Raw genomic sequence first — 17081 nt, 5'->3', positions numbered from 1 at the left:
CGGGCACGGGGCGAGGCCACAGGGTGCCCGGACACCACACGTTGTGGTGTCCATCTACCAGGGAGGCAGCGGCAGCGATGGAGATCCGTGGCACGACCGACGAGGATCTCGATGTCTTCGTCGAAACCCTTCACGCCGCGTTCGGGCTGTTCCCGGAAACCCCGGCCGAGGGCGGCGGCGGGGTGTGGTGGGCGGCGCTCGAAATGGATCGCGGCGTGTTCGCCCTGGCGGCGGACGGGCGGCCCGTGGGCACCGCCGGCGCCTACTCCTTCGAGCTCACCCTGCCCGGGAAGACCCTCGCCCCCGCCGCAGGAGTGAGCGGTGTCGGTGTCCTGCCCACCCACCGGCGCCAGGGCGTGCTCAGCGCGATGATGCGGCATCAGCTCACGGAGCTGCGGGCGCGCGGTGACTTCCTCTCCGTGCTGCTGGCCTCCGAGGCCCCGATCTACGGCAGGTTCGGCTACGGGCCGGCAACGTACACCCGACGGCTGACCGTGCAGCGCCGCCAGGGTGCCTTCGCCCCTCCCCGCGCACGAGGCAAGGCCCGGGCCACCGCCGTCGCGCCGGACACCGGCTCGGTCGAACTGCTGCGGCGGGCCGCGTGCGGCGAGATCCTCGAAGGGGTCTACGACCGGTACCGCCGCGCCCAACCCGGCGCTCTGTCCCGGCCGCACCGCTGGTGGGCCTCGGCGGCGGGCCAGCCCCGGTCTCCTCCGCACCGCGCTACGTCGCCGTCCACCGCGACGCCGACGGTGTCGCGGACGGATACGCCAGCTACTCGATCGACGCCGGAACGTTGACGGTGGACGAGACCATCGCCACCGACGACGCCGTCTTCACCGCCCTCGCCTCGTTCGTCCTCGAACACGACCTGGTCACCAGCGTCGTGTTCAAGCATCTCCCGCCCGGACACCCGCTGCGCTGGCAGCTCGCCGACTTCCGCGCCGGTCAGGTGAGCGACGACACCGACTGGCTCTGGCTGCGGCTGCTCGATGTCCCGCGTGCGCTGGCCGCGCGCGGATGGTCCACGGACGGTGAACTCGTCCTCGACGTCGACGACCCGTTCCTCGGCGAGCACAGCCGCTACCTGCTCACCGTCCGCGAGGGGAAGGCCCACTGCGCCCCGACGGACCGGGAACCCGACCTGTCCCTGGACATCAACGACCTCGGCTCGCTCTACCTCGGCGGCACCGCCCCCAGCACGCTCGTACGCGCCGGACACATCCACGCTCACCACCCCGGCGCCGCGGCTCTCGCGGACGCCCTGTTCCGTACCGAGCGCCCGCCGCACTGCCTGCACTGGTTCTGACCACGAGCCCGTCGATGCGCGACGGGTCTACCAGCTGATCGCGGCCGCCACCGGCAGGTGGTCGCTGCCCGTGCTCGGCAGCGACCACGAGCGCTCCGGCTTCATGCCCCGGACCAGGATCTGGTCGATCCGCACCAGCGGGAACGCGGCCGGCCAGCTGAAGCCGAACCCGTCCCCGGCCACGTCCTGCACCGAGCGCATCCGCGAGGTGATGCCGGCGAACGCGCGGTCGTACGTGGTGCCGTTGAGGTCGCCGAGCAGCACCACCCGCTCATTCCGGTCGGCGGCGACGGCCTCACCGATCGCCCGTGCGCCGCGGTCCCGCTGGTCCGTCGCGAAGCCGGCCCGCGGATTCACCCGTGCGGACGCCAGGTGGGCCACATACACCGCCAGTGTTCCCCGGCCCGTGGTCACCGTGGCGCGCAGCGCACGAACGGTCTCCATGGAGGTGTCGGCCGGTTTGGTCTTGGCCAACGGCCCGTAGTCCATCTTGATGTCGATCGGCCGTGTGTCCGACAGGGGCAGCTTGCTCCACAGCCCGACCGTGCCCCGCACCGCATGGTGCGGATAGGTCTTCGCCAGCTCCTTCTCGTACAGCGGCTTGGCCTGTCGGGTGATCTCTTCCAGGGCCAGGACGTCCGCCCCGGAGGCGACCAGTTCGCGGGCGGTGCCGGCCGGGTCGGGGTTGTCGGCGGCGACGTTGTGGCTGACCACGGTGAGGTCGCCGCCCGGGTGGGACTTGTCGCTGAGCAGTCCGCCGAACAGATTCAGCCACACCAGGACCGGCAACAGCAGCGCGACCACCGCGGAGGCGGAGCGCCGCCACAGCGCACCGGCCAGCAGCAGCGGGACGACCAGACCGCACCACGGCAGGAAGGTCTCCACCAGGCTGCCGAGATTCCCGATCCGATTGGGGATTTCCGCGTGCGCCAGCATGAACAGGCCCAGGAGCAGCGCCGTCGCCGCCAGGAGGTACCCGCGCTTCCAGGGCCCCGGCCGGGCACCGGCACGCATCGCGCGGATGACAGCGCGCCGGGCACTGAAGCCGGTGTCCCGCCGGTCGGCTGCCGCCTGTCCGGTCTGCTCCACCGTGTCGGCCCGCACCATCGTGCGTCCTCGTTCGCCGCCGGTCACTGCCGCGCCCTCCGGTCCAGTGCGGGGGCGGCGCTCGTCATTCGGGGTGATGGTCGTGTTCGATGCATGCCGTCAGTCAAGGCGGCTCGGTGTTGCCGGAAGGTATGCCGTTCTCGATACGCCGACGATAGGGACCGCCTCGTAGCCTTGACGTCATGCGTGTGCTGATCGTCGAGGACGAACCCTTTCTGGCGGAAGCCATTCGCGACGGTCTGCGCCTGGAAGCGATCGCGGCCGATATCGCGGGGGACGGCGACACCGCTCTGGAAAGGCTGAGCGTCAACACCTACGACATCGCCGTCCTCGACCGCGACATCCCCGGACCGTCCGGTGACGAGATCGCCCGACGCATCGTGGCCTCCGGTACCGGGATGCCAATCCTCATGCTCACCGCGGCGGACCGGCTCGACGACAAGGCCTCCGGGTTCGAACTCGGCGCGGACGACTACCTCACGAAACCCTTCGAGCTCCAGGAACTCGCGCTCAGGCTCAGAGCGCTCGACCGGCGGCGCGCCCACATCAGGCCGCCCGTGCGGGAGATCGCGGGGCTGCGCCTGGACCCCTTCCGCCGCGAGGTGTACCGGGACGACCGGTACGTCGCGCTGACCCGGAAGCAGTTCGCCGTGCTCGACGTCCTCGTCGCCGCGGAAGGGGGTGTCGTCAGCGCCGAAGAACTCCTGGAGCGCGCGTGGGACGAGAACGCCGACCCCTTCACCAACGCCGTGCGCATCACGGTCTCGGCCCTGCGCAAGCGCCTGGGCGAACCCTGGATCATCGCCACCGTGCCGGGCGTCGGCTACCGCATCGACGCACCACCGCGGGCCGCGGACGAGGGAGCGGACCGTGGATAGGGCGCCCGGGCTGAGCGTTCGTCTCAAGCTCACCCTCAGCTACGCCGGATTCCTCATGCTCGCCGGTGTTCTGATGGTCGCCGCGGTGTGGGTCTTCCTGCTCAAAGACCTGCCTGACGTGAAGGCCGGCATCGGCGGGTTGCAGGTCCGCTCGGATCTTGCCCTCCACTACGCGTCGGGGGCAGCTGCCGTCATGGCGTTCCTGCTGGTCTTCGGTCTCCTCGGAGGCTGGATCCTCGCCGGCCGCATGCTCGCTCCCCTGACCGCCATCACGGACGCCACACGTACGGCCGCGACCGGTTCCCTCTCCCACCGGATCAGGCTGCCGGGCCGCAGGGACGAGTTCCGCGAACTCGCCGACGCCTTCGACACGATGCTCGCGCGGCTCGACGCACATGTCGGGGAACAGCGGAGATTCGCCGCCAACGCCTCCCACGAGCTGCGCACCCCGCTCGCCGTCTCGAAAGCACTCCTCGACGTGGCCCGCACCGATCCGCACCGTGACGTCGACGAACTCGTCGAACGCCTGCGCGCCGTCAACACGCGGGCCATCGACCTCACCGAGGCGCTGCTCCTGGTCAGCCGCGCCGAGCAGCGGTCCTTCGCCGCGGAACGCGTCGACCTGTCCCTTCTCGCGGAAGAGGCCGTCGAGACGCTCCTGCCCCTCGCGGAGAAGCACGGTGTCGCCATCGAGACCAGCGGCGACATCACTCCCACGACCGGATCTCCGGCCCTCCTGCTCCAGCTGGTCACGAATCTCGTCCACAACGCGATCGTCCACAACCTGCCCGGACACGGCACCGTACGGGTGACGACCGGCGTCCGCCCCGAGACCGTGGAACTCACCGTCGAGAACACCGGCGAGCAACTCGTCCGGGAGCATGTCTCGACCCTCACCGAACCCTTCCGACGCGGCACCGAACGCGTCCACACCGACCACGCGGGGGTCGGCCTCGGCCTGACGATCGCCCGAACCATCACCCACGCCCATGACGGAACACTCACCCTCGTCCCGCGCTCCGCGGGCGGCCTCCGCGTCACGGTGGAACTGCCCGCGCGGCTCCACGCCGACGGGTGAACCTCCTACGGTCCTCGGGCCCATCGGGGCGCGCGAGCCCGCCGGGCACGGGTTCGCGGGCACCGCACGCGCGGAATACGACTCAGGTGAATCAACGCACCGAACCCGAACACACACCGGACGGCCACTACGTCGTGATCCGCGGCCGCAAGTGGCGGGCCACCGATCCCTCCGTGCCGGACGACGCCGCGGCCCGGCTGCGCTCGCATCTGATGGCCGCCCGCCGGGCCGTGGGCGTCGCCCTCCGCGAGAAGGACGCAACCGCGGAGCGCGCCTCGCGCCGGCGGGTCCACACCGCGAAGGTCGCTCTCGGAGAGCGGGGCACGCCGCCGTGGTGGGAGCAGGACGAGACGGATCGCAGGCGACGCTGGGAAGAGGGGCTGCGTCAGCTCGACTCGTAGTGCCTCGGCGGGCGCCTCGTTGTCAGTGGCCCGGTGCAGGATGAGCACCATGCCGATCATCAACCAGCGGATAGCCGGGCACGCGTTTCTGCGGCCGCTGTACGCGGACGCGTACTTTCCCGATCATGTCGTCGACAAGGGCAGGGCGGTCCTGCTTCGGTTGTGCGAGCGGATCGAGGCCGAGCAGCCGTCGGACCTGCCGGCCCTGTACGCGCTCACTCACGCCGCGACGGAGGAGTTCAACGGGCTGGAGGCGGAATTCGAGGCGGCCGGGAGCGAGATCGAGACGGTGGCACGCGAAGAGATCGCCGAAGACTTCTGGTTCGTCGCGTCGGCCTACGGGTTCGCGGAGGCCGACGTGGAGGAACTGATCGCCACCAGGGAGTGGTGAGAACTCACCGACCGACGTTCACCGGCCGGTGATCACTTGTCGGTGTTCACCGGCCGGAAGCAGGCCGTGACCTCCTTGCCGCGCGGGCACTCATGGGCCTGCCAGGTGTCCGCGAGCGCGTCGATGAGCAGCAGTCCGCGCCCACCGGTCGCCTCCTCGTCGCTCTCGCGCGGCTTGGGCATCTGCGGGCTGTTGTCGTGCACGGTCACGTGCAGACATTCGCCGTCCCAGGCCAGGACGAGCTGGGCCGTACTGCGTGCGTGGATGTGCGTGTTCGTGACGAGCTCGGAGACCGTCAGCAGCACGGCGTCGACCGTGTCCGGCGCGCTTCGGGACCATTCCAGGTCCTCCAGATGGGAGCGCGTCCAGTCACGGGCCGCCTTGACTCCGCTGCTGATCGGCAACGAGCGCGCCCACCCCACTGCCCGGAGTGAAGAGTCCGCCACGATGAACCACCTTTCCGTGTCCCCTGTCGGGTGCCCCGGATCGGCCGATGCACGTACGCGGCGATCGAGAGGGTTCAGTCGTCGGATCGTGGCCGCAACCGGTCAGCCCGAGGAGGGGCGGAGGTCCCGGAAGAACACGGTGATGTCGTCGGCCAGCAGGGCCGGTTCCTCGTGGGCGGCGAAGTGGCCGCCCCGGGGCAGGTGCGTGTAACGCGTGAGGCGGTAGGTGCGCTCGGCCCAGCTCCGCGGCGGTTCCGAGAGGTCCGCGGGGAACAGGGCCAGGGCCGTGGGGACGTCCACGCTCCGCACGCGCCGGGTCAGGTGGTGCGCGTACTCGTAGTACGGGCGGAAGGACGTGGAGATCGTGCCGGTGAACCAGTAGAGGGACGCCTGGGTGAGCAGGAAGTCGTCGCTGAAGCGTGACGACAGGTCACCGCCGCAGTCGCTCCACGCTCGGTACTTCTCCACGATCCAGGAGAGCAGGCCTGCGGGCGAGTCGTTCAGGGCGGGGGCGAGGGTGAGGGGGCGGGTGCTCTGCTGGTGCATGTAGCCGCCCTCCTCGGCCTGCCAGGCGGCGACGGAGGCGACGTGGGCGGTCTCTTCCGCCGTGAGCGGGGGCCGGTCCTGGTCGGCCGGGGGCGCGGCGGCGAGCAGGTGGATGCCCACGACGGATTCGGGGTGTGCCTCGGCGAGCCGTGAGGTGATGCCGGCGCCCAGGTCACCGCCGTGGGCCGCGTAGCGCCGGAAGCCCAGATGGTCGTGCATCAGCCGGTGCCAGAGCTCGTGGGTCTGCTCGGTGAGGGTGGGACGTTGCGGGGAGAAGGCGAAGCCGGGCAGGGAGGGGACGATCACGGTGAAGGCGTCCCGGGGGCCTCCGCCGTGGCGGGAGGGGCCGGCCAGTCGTTCGGCCAGGGACGTGAGTTCTAGGACGGTGCTCGGCCAACCGTTGGTGAGCACGATGGGCAGGGCGTGCGGGTGTTCGCCGTCGTAGCGCAGGTAGTGCACCGGCGTGCCGTCGAGGTCGGCGAAGTGGGAGGGCAGGGCGTTGATGGCGGCCTCGTGGGTCCGCCATGGGTAGCCGTCGGCCCAGTGGTCGACGAGTCGGCGGAGTTCGGTGGCATCGGTACCCGCCTCCCAGCCGTCGTCCGTCGGCCAGGGCTCGGGCCACCGGGTGGCGCGCAGCCGGGCGCGAAGATCCTCCAGGTCGGCGTCGCTGACCTGGAGGACGGGTGCGGTCGTCGGCAAGGTGTGCTCCTCGGTGCGTCCGTCCTCTGGGGACGGGTGGGGGACGGGAGTGACGGGTGATGCGACCTGCGTACGACACGATGCCCGACCGACCGGGGTCACGGCCCGCTGGGGTCTCGGTTGTGCCGGCCGATTCCGGCCCGCCTCTTCGCTATTCATGCCGTGCATTCCGATGAATGCAAAACATTCATTTGTCTGATGCGGCAGCAGGCTTTTCACTGAATGGCATGTCCTCCCAACCCACCTCCGACATCGACCTGTTCGCCGACGAAGTCGTCATCGACCCGTATCCCGCCTTTGCCGAACTGCGGGACATCGGGCCCGTCGTGCGTCTCCCGAAGAATGACGTCTACGCGCTGACCCGGTACGACACGATCCGGGCCGCGCTCGGCGACTGGGAATCCTTTTCCTCGGCGTCGATCGCTTTCAACGCGCGGGCCAATGAGGCGCTCGCCGGTACTTCCCTCGCGTCGGATCCGCCGGTTCACACACGATTGCGTGCCACGCTCACCGAGAATCTCTCTCCCCGTGCGCTGCGCGGTCTCAAGGGACGTATCGAGGCGAAGGCTGACGGCCTGGTCGCCGGGCTCGTCGAGCGGGGCTCCTTCGAGGCCGTCGATGCCCTCGCGCGGGTGTTTCCGCTGGAGGTCGTCGCGGATCTCATCGGGTTCACGGGCCGTGCGCGGGCCAACATGCTGCGCTGGGGGCAGGCCGCCATGGAGGTCATCGGGCCGATGAATCAGCGCACGGCCGACAGTTTCCCGATCGCCGGAGAGCTGTACGCGTGGTGCTCCGAGGTCCGCGCCGGGGATCTGGCCGAGGGGTCCGTGGGCCGTGGCATCTTCGACGCCGAGGAGCGCGGAGCCGTGCCGCCGGGGTCGGCCGGCCACATCATCCACCAGTACCTCGGCGCGGGCATCGACACCACCGTGGCGGCCATCGGCAACATCGTCGCCCTGTTCGCCGCGCACCCCGACCAGCTCGCTCTCGTCCGCGACCGGCCGTCGCTGTTGCCGGGGGCGTTCAACGAGGTGCTGCGGTACTGGTCCCCCGTGAACGTGTGGGGGCGGCGTGCGGCCAGGGACGTGGAGATCGACGGGGTCATAGTCCCCGCGGGCGCGCAGATCGCCGTCCTGCTCGGCGCAGGCAACCGCGATCCCCGGCACTACGCCGACCCCGACACGTTCCGTGTCGAGCGCAGTCCCGTCGACCATCTGTCGTTCGGCTACGGCCCGCACGGCTGCGCGGGCCAGGGGCTCGCCCGCCTGGAGGCGCATGCCGTGATCGGCGCGCTCGCCCGGCGCGTCGAACGACTCGTCGTCGGCGCCGCGGTCCGCGTCCCCGGCAACATCACCCGGAGCATCGCATCGCTCCCCGTCCTGGAGGTGACCCCCGCATGAGGATCGTCCTCGACCGCCCGCGCTGCGAGGGCCACGGCCTGTGCGAGGAGGCCGCCCCGGATCTGATGCATGTGGACGACGCGGGTGATCTCGTCCTCGACCGTGAGCACGTCGATGAGGCCGACGACGCCGGTGCGGCCCTGGCGAACGCCGCCGTCCGCGTGTGCCCGGTCGCCGCGTTGAGGATCGTATGAGCGGGGACGTCCTGCGCCGCGTCGTCATCGTCGGCAACGGGATCGCCGGGCTCACCGCCGCCGACACGCTCCGCGAGACGGGCTTCGACGGGGAGCTGACCCTCGTCGGGGACGAGCCGTATCCGGCCTACAGCCGGCCGGCCCTGTCCAAGGCCCTGCTGCTCGACGGTGCCCCCATGTCGACCCCTACCCTGCCCGCCGGGCACGGTGGACGGGAGCTTCTGGGCGCACGGGCCACAGGGCTCGACCTCGACCGGCGCCGCGTCCGCCTCGACGACGGCACTGAACTGCCGTACGACCGCGTGGTCCTGGCCACGGGCTCCCGCGCGCGCCGCCTGTCCGGCTCCCCCGCCGAACACACCGTGCGCGGCATGGACGACGCGCTGGCGCTGCGCAGCCGGCTCGCCGGCCGGCCGTCGGTCGTCGTGGTCGGCGGCGGGCCGCTCGGGATGGAGCTCGCCTCGGGCTGTCTGGCCGCCGGGTGCCGGGTCACCCTCGTGTCCCGGGGGACGCCGCTCACCGCGCAGCTCGGCCCCTACCTCGCGGAGGTCATCCTCGACGCGGCCCGGGAGCGGGGGCTCACCGTCGTGGAGTCCGGAGCGGCTGCCCGGCTCTCGCCCGACGGCACCCAGGTCGTTCTGGACGGTGGCGGCACACCGGATGCGGAGGTGATCGTCACGGCCGTGGGTGAGGTGCCGAACACGGAATGGCTCGCGGGCACGGGACTCACGGTGCGGGATGCCGTTCCGGTCGACGGCCGGGGGCTGGCCCGGCCCGAGGTCGCCGCCGTCGGGGACCTCGCCGCGTTCCCGACGCCGTACGGTCCACGGCGCGTCCCGCTGTGGAGCAGCGCCATCGAGCAGGCCAAGGTGGCCGCCAGGGCGCTCGTCCTGGGTGAGGAGGCGGCGCCGCTCGACTTCCTGCCGTACTTCTGGACCGAACAGTTCGGGGTGACGCTCAAGGCGGTCGGGCGGCTGCCGGTGAACGGTGACCCCGTGTTCGTCGAGGGCGGTCCCGGGGGCGGGCCCGCGCTGATGCGGTGGTCGGGTCCCGGCGGTCACGGGGCGACCGTGGCGCTGAACCACCGGATCCCGGTCCCGCGGCTGCGCCGGACGCACCGGGCAGCCGCATAGGGTTCGCCGCATGGACGACGAGGAGAACGGCGGCACCGGCCCGGGACCCGACCGGCTGGCCTCGGTCAACCTCAATCTTCTGGTGCCGCTCCTCGCGGTCCTAGAGGAACGATCCGTCACCAAGGCGGCCGAGCGGGTGGGGCTGTCCCAGCCGGCCATGAGCCACGCGCTGGCCAGGATGCGCCGGCTGCTGGGGGACGACCTCATCGTCCGTCAGCGCGCGGGTGCCGCCCTCACGCCTCGCGCGCAGGAATTGATCGGACCGCTGCGCGATGTGCTGGACCGGGCGTCCCGTCTATTCGGCGCGCCACGGTTCGACCCCGCCACGGACCGACGCACCGTCACGATCGCCATGACGACGAGCACGGCGTTCGTCGTCGGCCCTCCCCTGATGCGGCTCGTGGCGGAACGCGCTCCCGGGGCCACTCTGCGCCTGCGCACCTTCACGGTCCCGACGGAGGAGACGTTCACCGACCACGGCGTCGATGTCGTCCTGATCTCCGAGGGGCACTTCTCGCCCTTTCCGCGCGAGCGGCTCTACGACGACCGGTGCGTCGTGGTGGCTTCGCCCGCCTCTCCCCCGGACGCCGACGCGCTCGGCCTGCTGACCACGCAGCCGCACATCGTCGTCGACACCGACCGACGGGTCTTCCCCTACGCGCTGCTGGAGGAGCGACGCATCCCCTACCAAGTGGGCCAGTTGGTCTCCGACTATCTACTGGTGCCGTTCCTCGTCGCGCGCGGAGGCGGCGTCGCGCTCCTCCGGCACCGGGTCGCCGTCGCCATGCGGGCTCTCTCCGATCTGCGGATCGAGGAGTTCCCCTTCCCGCTGCCGGGACTCGGGATCGACATGGTCTGGAATCCCCGGCTCGCGGACGAGCACTTCACCGCGTGGCTGCGGACGCTCCTTCTCGATGTCGCCGCTGGGCTCTGATCATCGGGCTCCGGGTTCCGGTCGTCGCGGACTGCCGCCGCTATACGTCGAACGCCGCGACGTCCGGGGTCTGTTCGTGGAAGTGCCGCCGCAGGTGCCGTTCGATGAACCGCTCCCCTCGGCGCTGCAAATGTGCGCGGCCCGGCTCGGTGCGGCCGAGTATCTGGTAGCGCAGGAGGTTGGCGGCCATGAGCGGTGGTACGGCCCAGGGCAGCGCAGGCGGCAGACCGAGGTCGCGCAGGCCGCGGCGGCCGAGGAAGTAGCGCAGCATGCTGAGCAGACGGGCCCGGGTGTAGGCGCGGCGCAGGCGGGCGAAGTGGGTGAAGTGCAGGTGGCGTTGGGCCTCCACCAGGGCACCGGCCAGGGGCGGTCCGGCCGTTCCGCCGTAGCTCTGGGTGAGCAACAGGTGGTAGTTCAGGCGGTGTTGCTGCGCCTCGTGGTCGAAGAGCCAGTCCTCGTCCACGCCCAGCAGATGACCCACGTACTTCCACAGATGCATGACCGCGCGTGATTCCGCGCGGGTCACCCGCACGCCGAGGAGGCGGACGCCGAGGAGTTGGACGGCGTTGAACAGGCCGAGGGTCGCGGCGAGATCGGACTGGTTGACGGGCAGACCCCATCGCCCGGTGTCCCATCCCCCACCGCGCTCGAACCGGTGGTTGACCAGGGCGTGCATCAGGCGGACGTGCACCGTCAGGCGGAAGCCCTCCCCGTCGCGGCGCAGGGCGCCGGGTGCGGTGACGGCGGTCGCCCAGTGCTGTGTCTCGGCGATCCGGCGCAGCGCGGAGCCGCCGACCAGTCCGCCGGTCTCGACCAGCAGTCGCGGCGGTCCGTCGAACCGGTACGAGCCGATCAGCGCGAGTTGCAGCATCACGTCGGCGGTGTTGCGGCCGAAGCGGCGGGACACTCTGGCGCCCTCCTCGACCAGGTCGAAGTCCACCCAGTCCGGCACCGGTTCGACCGCGGCGAAGAAGTCCCGCAGCGCCCCCGGCGCGTCGGGCACGGCGTCGATGCCGTCGCGCAGGGCGCGCCGGAACTGTTTCATCGTCGCCCTGTCGGGCCGCCCGGTGTCGCGCAGGGCGCCCGCCAGGGCGGCGCCGAGTTCGTCGCGTGCGGTGAGCCGTTCGCCGATCGTGGCGAGCAGCCGCTCGTCGACGCGGCCACGGCTCACACGCAGCAGGCGCAGGGGCCTGCCCAGGCGGTGGTTGAGGCGTTCCGTCTCACGGAAGCGCCGGGGGTACGGCGACGGGGGCGTCCTCGTTCGATGTGGCTCGACCGAGGCTGCTCGTGCTGAGGGCTCGTGTGCGACCATGACTCGATGCTGACGGTCTCTCATATTCGCGTTCAACTCGTCTTCTGATGCCCAGGTCATCACCGGGAAGCGACGACCGGCACACACCGGGCGCTCGCGTCCCGGCGCGCAGGGTTCCGCGCCAGGAGCGGTCGCGGGCGATGGTGGAGCGCATCCTGGAAGCGGGCGCGCAGGTCCTGGCCGAGCACGGCTACGAGGGCGCGTCGACCAGCCGTATCGCGGCAGCCGCGGGGATCAGTCCGGGCTCGCTGTACCAGTACTTCCCGCACAAGGACGCGATCGTCCTGGCCGTGCTGGAGCGCTACAGCGATCAGCTCGTGGCGGGGATCACCGCCCAGATGACGGGCCAGTTCGAGCAGCCCGCGCCGGTGATCGTCCGTGCCACCCTCGCCACGCTGCTCGACGGCCTGGACGTGGAGCCGCCGTTCCTGCGGGCGGCCGTCGTCCACGGCCCCCAGCTGGACGACGGCCGCGCCCTGCGGATCTTCGAGGACCGCATCGGCGAGCTGGTCCTCGCCTATCTCACCACCCGGCGCGACGAACTCCGCCCCGACCTCTCCCTGCCCGCGGCGGCCTGGATGCTGGTCCGCACGGTCGAGCACCTGACGGTCCGCTACCTGCTGGACCGTCCCCCCATCCAGCGGGATCTCTTCCTCCTGGAACTGACCGAGCTGACGCTCAACTACCTGCGGCCGACAGCGGCTTGACCTCGTTCGGCCACCGAGGGCGGCACCACGGGCGCCGAACGGGGTCCGGGCGTCCGGCAGGATGTGCTGACACATCAGCGCACGAGGGGACGTCAGCAGTGAGCCACAACCATCCGGGCCCGTACACCGGTCAGCCCCAGCAGCCGGGACCCTACGGGGTGCAGCAGCCGGGACCGTATGGACAGCCGTCGGTACAGCCGGGACCGTACGGGCCGCCCGTGCAACCGGCCCCGTACGGACCTCCGCAGCAGGGTGGCTGGGGATGGCCGCCGCAGCAGGGCGGGCAGCCGCCGCGCCAGGGCGGCGCGGGAAAGACGGTCGGGATCGTCGCCGGCGTGGTCGTGGCACTGGCCGCGATCGGTGGCACCCTCTTCTGGTTCCTCGGCTCGAAGGGCCTCGAGGACGACGGCCCGCACAAGCTGACCACTCCGTCGACGACGTCGTTCGCCACGTACTTCCGATACGGCGACGCGTCCGACACCACCGTCACGGGCACGGACACCGGAGAACTGGAGGAGATCGGCATCGAGAACCCCGAGCCGGTCGTCGCGAGCTACTACGAGGAGGATCTCGGCAACCTCAACACTTCCGACCCGGACGGCGTCCAGGAGAAGCTGCGCAGTGCGCGGAACCACGCACGGTTCACGGTCACCGGTGCGTACGGAAAGATCGCCGAGCCCAAAATCGCCCTGGACAACTATTTCGCCAAGATGCAGGACAATCTCGCCGACGCCTCACAAAAGGGCAACACCCACATCGTCTCCCAACTGGGCGTGCCCGAGGACACGGAGGCGGACTCGCTCGACGGCGCCGTGATGATGTGCGCCGAGCTGTCCATCGACAACTTCGAGACCAGCGAGGACAGCAGGACGACCGTGTGCGGCTGGGCCGACTACTCGACCATCGCGCTGGTCACCCCCTACGACGGGATCTTCGGACTGTCGACCTCGGAGGCGGCGGAGCTGACGGGCAAGGTCCGCGGCGAGCTGCGGGTCGCCGGATGACGCTCGCGCCGTCCCGTCGTCCGTGCGCGCTCCGGAGATCCCGATCCTAATCGTCAACAAAAATGTTTCCACGATCGCTGTGCAGATTGTTAACAGTCTCGTAGCGTGTGCGACGCCGCGGTCCTGAGGCCTCGGCCACACAACTCGGCACGCGATGAGGAGACTTCATGCAGCGACTCTCTGCGCCCACGGGACGTCCCGCCCCCAGACATCTGCTGCGAGGTCTGGCGCTCGTCGGCTCGCTCGCCCTGACGGCGATCGCGACGCCGGTGTCCTTCGCGGTCGCGTCCACCTCGTCCTTGGAGCGGGGTCGGGGCGCGGATCCGCAGGACGCGGCGCTGGCGTTCGACCGGAGCGCCTACACGACGATCACCGTCACGGTCGACGGACAGCCCGTGAACGTGCGCTGGTACAAGGAGATCTGCTACGTCGCCGACCCGGTCGCCGCCGCGCCCCAGCAGACCGGGATCGGTGGGAGCACCACCATCGACAACACCCGTTGCGGCTACCAGAGCATGAACGTGTTCGTGCCCGAGAGCGCCTTCGGCGATCAGCGCGCGCCCGTCTATTTCGCGGTGAACAACGGCGGCTGGATGGCCAGTTACCTCAAGGCGAGCGTCACCGCCGGGGCCGCCTACGACAGTTCGACGAGCAATGTGGGTGCGGCCCTGAAGGCCGGTTACGTGTTCGTGGACGTCGCGAACCGCAGCCGCGGCCTTGTCGGCGCGGACGGCTCCTCACCGGGCAAGGCGCCGGCCGCGGCGGTCGACGCGAAGGCGGCGGTGCGCTATCTGCGGCTCAACGACGCCGCGATGCCGGGCAGCGCCGAGCGGATCGTCGTCAACGGCACCAGCGGCGGCGGCGCGCTCTCCTCCATCCTGGGCGCGTCCGGCAACGACAGCGCGTTCGACCCCTATCTCGCGGCGATCGGCGCCGCCGGGATCGACTCCAAGGGGCGTAGCACCCTGCGCGACGACGTGTTCGCGGTGAACGCGTACTGCCCGATCACCGATCTCGGCAACGCGGACGTCGCGTACGAGTGGCTCTACAACGTTCTCGGCACCCGGGACGCGACCGGCTCCGACGCGCGGGCGGCGGACGCGGCGGCGATCGCGGCCAAGTTCCCGGCGTACGAGAAGAGCCTGGGCCTGCGCAATCCGGACGGCTCGAAGCTGACCGCCGCGACCATGCTCGCCACCATAAAGAAGGAGGTCGTCCGCTCGGCGGAGACCTACCTCAAGGCCGATCCGACGCACACGATCCCGGCCCTGGGCGAGAACTTCGTCATCGTCTCCGGCGGCCCCGGCGGGTCCACCACGAAGTCGTACGTCAATGACTGGCTGGACGTCGACAACACCAGGAACAAGGTGCGTTCGGTCGACATGACGACGTACCTGAAGTTCGTCGCCACCCAGGCCACGCTGAAGTCGACGCCCGCGTTCGACGGGGTCGGCGTGTACGGCAACACCACGAGCGGCACCGAGACCAACCTGTTCGGCCCGTACACCCAGAAGTACCTGAACTACACCGAGTTCAGCTGGGACCACAACGACGTCGCGGGCGACGGGAGCGGCCTGGACGACACCGGACTGACCTGGAAGCAGTACACCGCCAGGAAGAGCACCACCGTCGACGACCAGCTCCACCTGATCAACCCGATGGACTTCATCGGCACCGAGCATGCCGACACGGCGCCGAACTGGTACGTCCGCAACGGCACCCGGGACCGCGACACCTCGTTCATCATCGGCATCAACCTGGACCGCGCGCTGGAGGCTGACCCGCAGGTCGGGAACGTGAACTTCCAGCTGGCCTGGAACCAGCCGCACGCGGGCAACTACGACGTGCCGGAGGCCATGGCCTGGATCGCCAAGGTCGTCGAGCGGGCCGGTGACCCGCTCGGCTCCGGCCGCCGGTGAGCCGCACGCGACGGTGACGGGACGGGTACAGGCGCTCGGCCGGGCAGTCCGGCGGGCGCCTGCCCTAACTGGGAGTACATCCCCGGGCGCGGCACCGTGCCGCTGCTCCGCGAGGCGGTCGGGTTCAGAGCGGAGCCTGCCGTCCGGTGCGGGGCATCGGGACCCCCACCGTCCGCCCGCCCGGCGCCCCTCCGCATACTTCCCGGATGGATGCACCACGGGCCGCACGCGCCACCTGGCACAACACCACGCACGACTGGGCGAACACCGTCGACGTCCGGCATCTCGCGGGCATCCGCCGGGATCCGGGCCGATACGCACCGGGCGGCATGCTGCATCTGGTGCTGGAGGTCCTCGCCTACGCGGCGGACGAGGCCGAGAGCAGGGGCGGCGGGCGTTGCCGCGTCACCGTGCACCCGGACGGCTCCGTCTCCGTCGTGGATGACGGGCGGGGTACCGACACACGGGTCGACGACCGGGGCGAGGTCGTGAAGAAGCCGGTCATGGCGACCAAGGATCTGCGCTTCTTCGACGACGAGGATGCCCCGAAGCTGCCCGACGGCCGTCCTCGGCGGGGCATGTCCACCGTCGCGGCACTCAGCACCTGGCTCGTCCACACCAACCGCCGCCTCAACGGGTCCTGGACCCAGCGCTACGAACACGGCGTCCCCGTCACCGGGCTCCAGCCGGTCCCGGGCGACGGGACGACCGGTACCAGCGTCCGTTTCCTGCCCGCCAAGCCGCTGCTTCCGGGGGACGGTGCAATGGTTCGTGAGGTGGCGCGGCTCGCCGGTTCCTGGCCGCATCTCCGTGTCACGGTCGACCAATAGCCGGACAGGATCGGGCGGACCCGCTCACAAGGCCATGCCGTAGACGATGGTGAACAGCGTGCCGAGCGAGCCGATGATGAACACCCCCGTCAGCCCGGCGATGATGAGGCCCTTGCCCTGCTCCGCGCTGAACGTGTCGCGCAACGCCGTCGCGCCGACGCGCTGCTTGGCGGCGCCCCAGATCGCGATCGCCAGGCAGAGCAGGATCGCCACGGCCATCACGACCTGGACCATGGTCTTGGCCTCGGTCCCGAGGGAACCGAAGGGTCCCCAGTCGGGGGCGATTCCCCCGATGATCGTGGTGATGTCGCCCTTCTCGGCCGCGAACAGCATGGCGTCCTCCGCATGGTTGATGCCGTCGTGACTGTCATGGTCTCTGGTCGGCGCCGCGTTTTCCATGGATGCGCCGACTCCCTCAGGAGGAGCGCCGCCGATCGCGCTCGCGCGCGGATCGATTTCCGATCAGGACCAGGGCCAGGACGAGTACAAAAAGCGCTGAGAACGCGATGTGCACGACGCTGTCGCGGTCGACGATGCGCCACACCAGCAGGCCGATGCCGACGAGCAGCGCGGGCCAGCAGAACTTCGCGGTCCATGCGGCTCCGGGCCTGCTCCACGCCGGCGCGGTCGACGTCCGTAACTCCTTCATGCCCGCCCACCTCCTCGTCTGCGAGTGCCCGCTCCGTCCGCGGGCAACCCGCGATCCCGCCGTCGCCCGCCCGCTCCGCCGCCCAAGGGCCGCCCCCTCCCCTGCCGCTAGGCCATCGACACGCGCAAGACAAGGAGAACAAGG

Annotated in this window: 18 protein-coding genes and 1 pseudogene; 13 read left to right on the top strand and 6 right to left on the bottom strand. The window is 70.7% G+C overall.

The genetic code is table 11. The annotated features are described in order from the left end of the window. Positions 1–77 precede the first annotated feature (77 nt). A pseudogene (locus K377_RS21905) lies at positions 78–1309 on the top strand (GNAT family N-acetyltransferase). A gap of 27 nt (positions 1310–1336) precedes the next feature. On the opposite strand, the gene K377_RS21900 reads toward K377_RS21905, so the two are convergent. After that, complete coding sequence (locus tag K377_RS21900; RefSeq protein ID WP_375605943.1) at positions 1337–2323, bottom strand: endonuclease/exonuclease/phosphatase family protein; 987 nt, start codon at positions 2321–2323, stop codon at positions 1337–1339. A 275-nt stretch (positions 2324–2598) separates the two neighbouring features. Here K377_RS21900 and K377_RS21895 point away from each other — a divergent pair, with 275 nt between their 5' ends. The 4 genes from K377_RS21895 to K377_RS21880 all read left to right on the top strand — a co-directional run bounded on the left by K377_RS21895 (position 2599) and on the right by K377_RS21880 (position 5164). Next, positions 2599–3294: a response regulator transcription factor gene (locus tag K377_RS21895; RefSeq protein WP_111665144.1), complete on the top strand. Its 696-nt coding sequence runs from the start codon at positions 2599–2601 to the stop codon at positions 3292–3294. Then, positions 3287–4372, top strand: coding sequence for a HAMP domain-containing sensor histidine kinase (locus K377_RS21890; protein WP_111665143.1), 1086 nt, complete (start codon positions 3287–3289; stop codon positions 4370–4372). Before K377_RS21895 ends, K377_RS21890 begins: the two co-directional genes overlap by 8 nt. A gap of 86 nt (positions 4373–4458) precedes the next feature. Next, entirely contained in the window at positions 4459–4773 is a 315-nt protein-coding gene (locus K377_RS21885) for a hypothetical protein (protein WP_111665142.1), read from the top strand. Between the two features lie 49 nt (positions 4774–4822). Continuing rightward, entirely contained in the window at positions 4823–5164 is a 342-nt protein-coding gene (locus K377_RS21880) for a DUF5713 family protein (protein ID WP_111665141.1), read from the top strand. A 32-nt stretch (positions 5165–5196) separates the two neighbouring features. Here K377_RS21880 and K377_RS21875 read toward each other — a convergent pair whose 3' ends face one another. Continuing rightward, a complete protein-coding gene (locus K377_RS21875; protein WP_111665140.1) occupies positions 5197–5610 on the bottom strand; it encodes an ATP-binding protein in 414 nt (137 codons plus the stop codon). A gap of 102 nt (positions 5611–5712) precedes the next feature. After that, a complete protein-coding gene (locus tag K377_RS21870) occupies positions 5713–6855 on the bottom strand; it encodes an epoxide hydrolase family protein (RefSeq protein WP_237551368.1) in 1143 nt (380 codons plus the stop codon). Positions 6856–7082: 227 nt separating this feature from the next. Here K377_RS21870 and K377_RS21865 point away from each other — a divergent pair, with 227 nt between their 5' ends. The 4 genes from K377_RS21865 to K377_RS21850 are packed head-to-tail and all read left to right on the top strand — an operon-like array spanning position 7083 to position 10516. Continuing rightward, on the top strand, positions 7083–8255 hold the full coding sequence (locus K377_RS21865; RefSeq protein WP_111665139.1) for a cytochrome P450: 1173 nt from the start codon (positions 7083–7085) through the stop codon (positions 8253–8255). Continuing rightward, positions 8252–8449 carry a ferredoxin gene (locus tag K377_RS21860; protein ID WP_111665138.1) on the top strand — a complete coding sequence of 66 codons (198 nt, stop codon included), beginning with the start codon at positions 8252–8254 and terminating at the stop codon, positions 8447–8449. The genes K377_RS21865 and K377_RS21860 overlap by 4 nt, the downstream gene beginning before the upstream one ends. After that, entirely contained in the window at positions 8446–9582 is a 1137-nt protein-coding gene (locus tag K377_RS21855; protein WP_111665137.1) for an NAD(P)/FAD-dependent oxidoreductase, read from the top strand. The genes K377_RS21860 and K377_RS21855 overlap by 4 nt, the downstream gene beginning before the upstream one ends. Positions 9583–9592: 10 nt before the next feature. After that, positions 9593–10516 carry a LysR family transcriptional regulator gene (locus K377_RS21850; RefSeq protein ID WP_111665136.1) on the top strand — a complete coding sequence of 308 codons (924 nt, stop codon included), beginning with the start codon at positions 9593–9595 and terminating at the stop codon, positions 10514–10516. 40 nt (positions 10517–10556) lie between these two features. Here the strand turns inward: K377_RS21850 and K377_RS21845 are convergent, their stop codons facing one another. Beyond that, positions 10557–11687 (bottom strand): oxygenase MpaB family protein, encoded by a 1131-nt coding sequence (locus K377_RS21845; protein ID WP_258395095.1) that lies wholly within the window; start codon positions 11685–11687, stop codon positions 10557–10559. Between the two features lie 281 nt (positions 11688–11968). Here K377_RS21845 and K377_RS21840 point away from each other — a divergent pair, with 281 nt between their 5' ends. The 4 genes from K377_RS21840 (at position 11969) to K377_RS21825 (ending at position 16288) form a co-directional block, all read left to right on the top strand. Next, complete coding sequence (locus K377_RS21840; RefSeq protein WP_111665134.1) at positions 11969–12535, top strand: TetR/AcrR family transcriptional regulator; 567 nt, start codon at positions 11969–11971, stop codon at positions 12533–12535. A 218-nt stretch (positions 12536–12753) separates the two neighbouring features. After that, positions 12754–13539 (top strand): hypothetical protein, encoded by a 786-nt coding sequence (locus K377_RS21835; RefSeq protein ID WP_111665133.1) that lies wholly within the window; start codon positions 12754–12756, stop codon positions 13537–13539. A 167-nt stretch (positions 13540–13706) separates the two neighbouring features. Beyond that, positions 13707–15458: a subtype B tannase gene (locus K377_RS21830; protein WP_111665132.1), complete on the top strand. Its 1752-nt coding sequence runs from the start codon at positions 13707–13709 to the stop codon at positions 15456–15458. 206 nt (positions 15459–15664) lie between these two features. Continuing rightward, entirely contained in the window at positions 15665–16288 is a 624-nt protein-coding gene (locus tag K377_RS21825; protein ID WP_111665131.1) for an ATP-binding protein, read from the top strand. Between the two features lie 24 nt (positions 16289–16312). Here the strand turns inward: K377_RS21825 and K377_RS21820 are convergent, their stop codons facing one another. Then, positions 16313–16621, bottom strand: a complete 309-nt coding sequence (locus K377_RS21820; protein WP_111665221.1) for a hypothetical protein — start codon at positions 16619–16621, stop codon at positions 16313–16315. Between the two features lie 82 nt (positions 16622–16703). Beyond that, entirely contained in the window at positions 16704–16937 is a 234-nt protein-coding gene (locus tag K377_RS21815) for a hypothetical protein (RefSeq protein ID WP_111665130.1), read from the bottom strand. Between the last annotated feature and the right edge of the window lie 144 nt (positions 16938–17081).

The sequence above is a fragment of the Streptomyces sp. PsTaAH-137 genome (assembly GCF_003259365.1).
Classification (GTDB): Bacteria; Actinomycetota; Actinomycetes; order Streptomycetales; family Streptomycetaceae; genus Streptomyces.
Note: the sequence above shows the minus strand (reverse complement) of the source record. Positions and strands in the feature narration are given on the sequence as shown.